The 5,755-nt window shown below is 32.2% G+C and carries 6 protein-coding genes; 5 read left to right on the top strand and 1 reads right to left on the bottom strand.

What is annotated here, in order from left to right; all coding sequences use genetic code 11:
* Together DIU01_RS08635 and DIU01_RS08630 are read left to right on the top strand one after the other, a co-directional pair.
* A partial coding sequence (locus DIU01_RS08635) for an OmpA family protein (RefSeq protein WP_290833523.1) occupies positions 1-900 on the top strand: 900 nt, incomplete at its 5' end.
* 17 nt (positions 901-917) lie between these two features.
* Entirely contained in the window at positions 918-1,481 is a 564-nt protein-coding gene (locus DIU01_RS08630) for a hypothetical protein (protein ID WP_290833521.1), read from the top strand.
* Between the two features lie 75 nt (positions 1,482-1,556).
* Here DIU01_RS08630 and DIU01_RS08625 read toward each other — a convergent pair whose 3' ends face one another.
* The gene (locus tag DIU01_RS08625) at positions 1,557-3,827 is read right to left on the bottom strand and encodes a carboxy terminal-processing peptidase (RefSeq protein ID WP_290833518.1); all 2,271 of its coding nucleotides are present in this window, start codon (positions 3,825-3,827) and stop codon (positions 1,557-1,559) included.
* A 177-nt stretch (positions 3,828-4,004) separates the two neighbouring features.
* Here DIU01_RS08625 and surE point away from each other — a divergent pair, with 177 nt between their 5' ends.
* The 3 genes from surE to DIU01_RS08610 form a co-directional block, all read left to right on the top strand.
* The gene (gene surE / locus DIU01_RS08620; protein ID WP_290833516.1) at positions 4,005-4,775 is read left to right on the top strand and encodes a 5'/3'-nucleotidase SurE; all 771 of its coding nucleotides are present in this window, start codon (positions 4,005-4,007) and stop codon (positions 4,773-4,775) included.
* Between the two features lie 15 nt (positions 4,776-4,790).
* Entirely contained in the window at positions 4,791-5,063 is a 273-nt protein-coding gene (locus DIU01_RS08615) for a hypothetical protein (protein WP_290833514.1), read from the top strand.
* 2 nt (positions 5,064-5,065) lie between these two features.
* Positions 5,066-5,755: lipid-A-disaccharide synthase (locus DIU01_RS08610; RefSeq protein WP_367221875.1), on the top strand; the 690-nt coding region annotated here is incomplete at its 3' end.

Raw genomic sequence — 5,755 nt, 5'->3', positions numbered from 1 at the left:
TACCTATTGGGTATTTTAATTACAATCATTATTGGTACGTTCTTATACCAAAAATATTGTTGTAATTGTTCTTGCAAAGAGGACACAAAAAGCACAACAGATTCTTTATCTGTAGATGCTGGCAGTTCTCTTTCTTTAAACAAATTTACCTTGAACAGCGAAGAATTTAATTATCAATGCAATGATAATTTTAATTTCTTGAAAAATGATTACAAGTCAATCTTACCAATTGGAGATTCTTTAAATCTAGGAATAGACAATTTAAAAGCATTCTTTGACAAAAATCCAAACCAAAAATTATTAATTACTGGATATGCAACTTCAGAAGAGAAAAACACTTCTGCTTATCCTAATTTAGGTTTTGCAAGAGCAAATGATGTGAAAAATTATTTTGTTTCTAAAGGTTTCTCTGCATCAAGTTTTGATACATCTGGAGAAATTCGTGATGTATGGAAAATGAATTCCGATACTATTCTTGGACCTGTTGACTACAAATTATTGAGCGTTGAACCAACTGCTACAACAGAAAAAGTGGATTGGAATGCAATGAAAACCAAAATCAATGCAACGCCGCTTACTCTTTATTTTAAGACTGGTGAAACCGATATTGATTTAACAGCCGAACAAAGACAAAAAGTTGCCGATTTAGTTCGCTACCTAGACAATGTTTCTGATGCAAAATTAAGCACTATTGGCCACACAGATAATGTTGGCGATAGAACTATAAATACTAGATTAGGTCTTGAAAGAGCCGATTTTGCTCGCGACTATTTAGCAAAAAATGGTGTTGCAAAAAATAGAATAGAAACATCGTCTAAAGGTCCAGATGAGCCAATTGCAGACAATAAAACTGCAGAAGGAAAATCAAAAAACAGAAGAACAGTAGTTACAATTAAATAATTTTAAAAAATAATATTATGAATTTATGTATTTTAATTCCTGCAATAGTAGGTTTAATATCGGGTATTTTAGGATATCTATTAGGAAAAATGAGCGCTAAAGGTAGCGACAATTCACTTTCACTTCAATCTGATTTGGATGCGTGTAGAGCCAACACAAAAACTTTAAATACTAAAATAACATCTTTAGAAACTGATTTAGTTTCGGCTAAAGCAAGTGCCAATGCGAATATTCAAAATTTTGCGAAATCTGTTGAATCAGTTTCTGCAGGAGTTGCAACAATACCATACAATGCAGACTTAGCTTTTTCAATTTTAGGAAAAAAATGGAAACAAGACGACTTAAAAATTGTTGAAGGAATTGGTCCGAAGATTGAAGAATTATTCCTAAATGCAGGAATCAACACATGGAAAATAATGTCTGAAACACCTACAGAAAAACTACAAGAAGTACTTAACAGTGCAGGCGAGCGATTCTCTATTCATAATCCTTCAACATGGGCTAAACAAGCACAACTTGCTTACGAAGGAAAATGGGCAGAATTAAAAAAATGGCAAGACGAACTTGACGGCGGAAAATAATCAGTTCAAATTAATTATAACAAAAATGGCTGTTTCATAATTGAAACAGCCATTTTATTTAAGTTTTACAACTACTTAAGATTTAATCATTTTATTACTTCTCTGTGTAAATCCTTTTTTAGTGTCAGGTTTTTGGTTTAAATCATCCAAGATGTGAATTGCTTCTTCAACATAAACATCCTTAGACAAAGTTTCAAACCAACTTTCTCTTTTCCCCTTCAAAGTTTCATCGTTCTTCATTAACTCTACTTCATACGGTAAAGACGCAAATGGCAAACTGTTATTGTAATCGGACAATGACTTATACTTTTTATTAGTTTCTTCAAGTTTCTTTTGTTCGTTTTTAAACTTATTTATTTGAAGACTGTAAACATTTACATTATTTCTTTCATCAATCCATTTTGCATTATCATCAATTAATTGCATCTGAGGATTGTTTTGCATTCTCATTTTGCTGTTTGCAATTGCTTTATCAAAATTGTTTTGCTTGTTCCAAGTTTTGTATTCGGCAGCATCAATTTTATCCCAAGGCATTGCATTTTCCATATCGCGTTCACCCATTTTTAAATAAGCATAACGATCTGGCATAACAATATCACTACTTACACCTTCAAGTTGAGTAGAACCACCGTTAATTCTATAGAATTTTTGAGTTGTAGTTTTTAAAGCACCCAAATCACCAACGTTGCTTCCTCTAACAAACTGATTTAAATCAATTACATTTTGAACGGTACCTTTACCATAACTCTGTTTACTTCCAATAATAATAGCTCTTTTATAATCTTGCATTGCAGCAGCCAAAATCTCTGATGCCGATGCTGAAAAACTATTTTGCATAATTACTAAAGGTCCATCCCATTGCACTTTTGGATCTTTATCAAATAATACTTCTTTCTTTCCTGCAGCCGATTTAACTTGAACAATTGGTCCTTGCTCAATAAATAATCCAGCAATATCCACTACTGTAGAAAGCGAACCACCACCATTATCTCTTACATCCAAAATAATACCTTTAACGCCAGCTGCTTTTAATCGCTCTACTTCTAAAGCAACGTCTTTACCAGCATCACGACTGTTTTTGTCTTCAAAGTCTATATAGAATTTTGGCAAATAAATAATACCATATTTAGTACCTTCTCTTTCAATAATACTAGATTTTGCATAAGTTTCCTCTAGTTCAACTTCATCTCTAATTATAGAAATAACTTTTAAAGTTCCATCGGTTTTCTTAACAGTCAATCGAACTTCAGTACCTTTTGGACCTTTTATTTTTTTAACAACATCGTCAAGACGCATACCAATAACTTCAATTGGTTCTTCGTCACCTTGTGCTACCTTCAAAACTAAATCTCCAGCTTCAAGTTCTTTTCCTCTCCATGCTGGTCCACCAGAAATTAATTCTGTAATTTCTGTAAAATCATTTTTCTTTTGTAAACGAGCACCAATTCCTTCCAGTTTTCCACTCATTCCAATATCAAAACGTTCTTTTTCGTCTGGCGCAAAATAAGAAGTATGCGGATCAAATCGCGAAGCAATTGCATTGATATAAACAGAAAACCAATCTTGTCTGTCTAAATCTTTTATCACTCCGTAATAATCATTCAACGATTTTAAAGTGCTTTCTCTACTTTCTTCTTCAAGAACTTTGTCCGATTTTGCAGGTTCATCTTTAGTTTTCTCTGCATTCGCCACAAATTTTTTCTCAAGTTCTGGAGTCAATTTAGAACCCATTTTGGTTTTATATTCCGCAAGCTTTTGTTCGACAGTTTTATTTCTATCTTTCAGCTTGTCTTCTTCTAACTTTTGCTTATCAACAAATGTAGATAAGGTAGAAAGTTTAATTTGCTTTCTCCACTTTTCTTTCAATTCAGATACATTTTTTGCGTAAGGCAACTTCTCATAATCAGTATTAAACTCTTCATCGACTGAATAATCAAAAGGTTTATCAAGCACATCTTTGTAATAAGACTTACTTTCTTCTATTCTTTTCATCAAACGCGTATACGTTAAATCAAAGAATGTAAGTTCCTTCTTTAATATCTGATCATCAATTTGTAACTCATATTTTGCAAATTCATCAATATCCGATTGCAAAAAGAATCGTTTAGATGGATCTAATGCATCAATATAATCTTTATAAATTCCTTTCGAGAGTTTATCGTCAAATGCTGATGGATTGTAATGTCCTTTTTCAAGAACATAAGTCAACAGTTCTAATAAAAATTTATCTTTCTCTGGATCATTTTTTTCCGCTCTCGGAATAAAACTCCATAACCCAATTGCAAGGGCTACAATTAGTAATAGTACTTTATAATTCCTTTTCATAAACTGTATAATTGCATTCATTAATTTTTCACTAAATTACATAAAATATTATGCCACAATACTGCTGTATCGCATAATGTTTTGTTAAAACAAATTATTTTTTCTCAATCAAAACCTTAGTCTGGCTCAAAGTTAAAAATTTGTATCGTAAATAAGTACTAATTTAAGTACTTTTGTTACATCATAATTTTATAAAAAATGTCTAAGAAACCTTTAATTTTAATAACCAACGACGATAGCATCTCCGCGCCAGGAATAAGAACGTTGATAGAAGTTATGAGTGAAATTGGTGAAGTTGTAGTAGTTGCACCAGATAGTCCGCAAAGTGCGATGGGTCACGCAATAACAATAAACAATACCTTACATTTAAATAAAATTTCTGCCGATGACGCTACAATTGCAGAATACAGTTGCTCTGGAACTCCAGTAGATTGTGTAAAAATGGCCGTTAATGAAATTTTAAAACAAAAACCAGACTTGTGTGTTTCGGGAATCAATCATGGTTCAAATTCTTCTATAAATGTAATTTATTCGGGAACAATGAGCGCCGCAGTTGAAGCCGGAATTGAAGGAATTCCTGCTATTGGTTTCTCTTTATTGGATTATAATTGGAATGCCGATTTTAGCCAGATTAAACCATTTGTGAAGAAAATTGCAGAAGAAGTTTTAAAAAATGGTTTGCCCGATGGAACTGTTTTAAACGTTAACTTTCCGAAATTAAAAACTGAAGATATAAAAGGTATAAAAATTTGTCGTCAAGCGAAAGCCATGTGGCAAGAAAAATTCGACAAAAGAGTTACGCCATTCGGTAAAGAATATTATTGGCTAACAGGCGAATTTATAAATCAAGATAAAGGTGAAGACACCGATGAATGGGCTTTGGCTAACGATTACATTTCGATTGTACCTGTGCAATTTGACTTGACAGCGCATCATGCAATTCAAACATTAAACACTTGGGAATTATAATAGTATACATTTAATATGAAAAAAACAGACCTACTTATTGGTTTCTTCATCGGATTAGTTTCAACATTTATTGGAGCTTATTTATTTTTAAAAATAAAAACTAAGTACGATTTAATTGATGACTTTAACCTACTAAGAATTGAAGGAATTCTTGGAAAAGTTTTTGTATTGGGAGCAATTTTAAACATCGTAGTGTTTTATATTTTACTCAAAAAAAATAAAGAAATGATGGCTCGCGGCGTTATTTTAGCAACGATTATATTGGCATTATCAACTCTGTTTATTTAAATATGAAGTACTATATTATTGCTGGCGAAGCTTCGGGAGATTTACACGGTTCTAATTTAATGAAGTCCTTGTTAAAGGAAGATTCCAATGCCGAAATTCGGTTTTGGGGTGGCGATTTAATGCAAAATGTTGGCGGAACTTTAGTAAAACATTACCGCGAATTGGCGTTTATGGGATTTGCAGAAGTAATTTTGAATTTGAAAACCATTTTAAATAACATTAAATTTTGTAAATCGGATATTGCTAAGTTTAATCCAGACGTAATTATTTTTATTGATTATCCTGGTTTTAATATGCGAATTGCAAAATGGGCGAAAGAACGCGGCATTAAAACGCATTACTATATTTCTCCACAAATTTGGGCTTGGAAAGAAAATCGAATTAAAGACATCAAACGCGACTTTGATAAATTGTATGTCATTCTTCCGTTCGAGAAAGATTTTTATGAAAAGAAACACAATTTTCCAGTAGAATTTGTCGGTCATCCATTGATTGATGCCATTCATAATAGAAAAATTATTGACGGAGCTGTATTTAGAAAAGAAAATAATCTTGACGAAAAACCAATAATTGCGATTCTGCCAGGAAGTAGAAAACAAGAAATTTCTAAAATGCTTTCGTTAATGTTGAGTGTTGTAAATGATTTTCAGGACTATCAATTTGTGATTGCTGGAGCGCCAAGTCAGGAATAT

The sequence above is a fragment of the Flavobacterium sp. genome, assembly GCF_003525665.1.
In the GTDB taxonomy this organism is placed as follows: domain Bacteria; phylum Bacteroidota; class Bacteroidia; order Flavobacteriales; family Flavobacteriaceae; genus Flavobacterium.
This window is presented reverse-complemented; position numbering and strand designations above follow the sequence as displayed.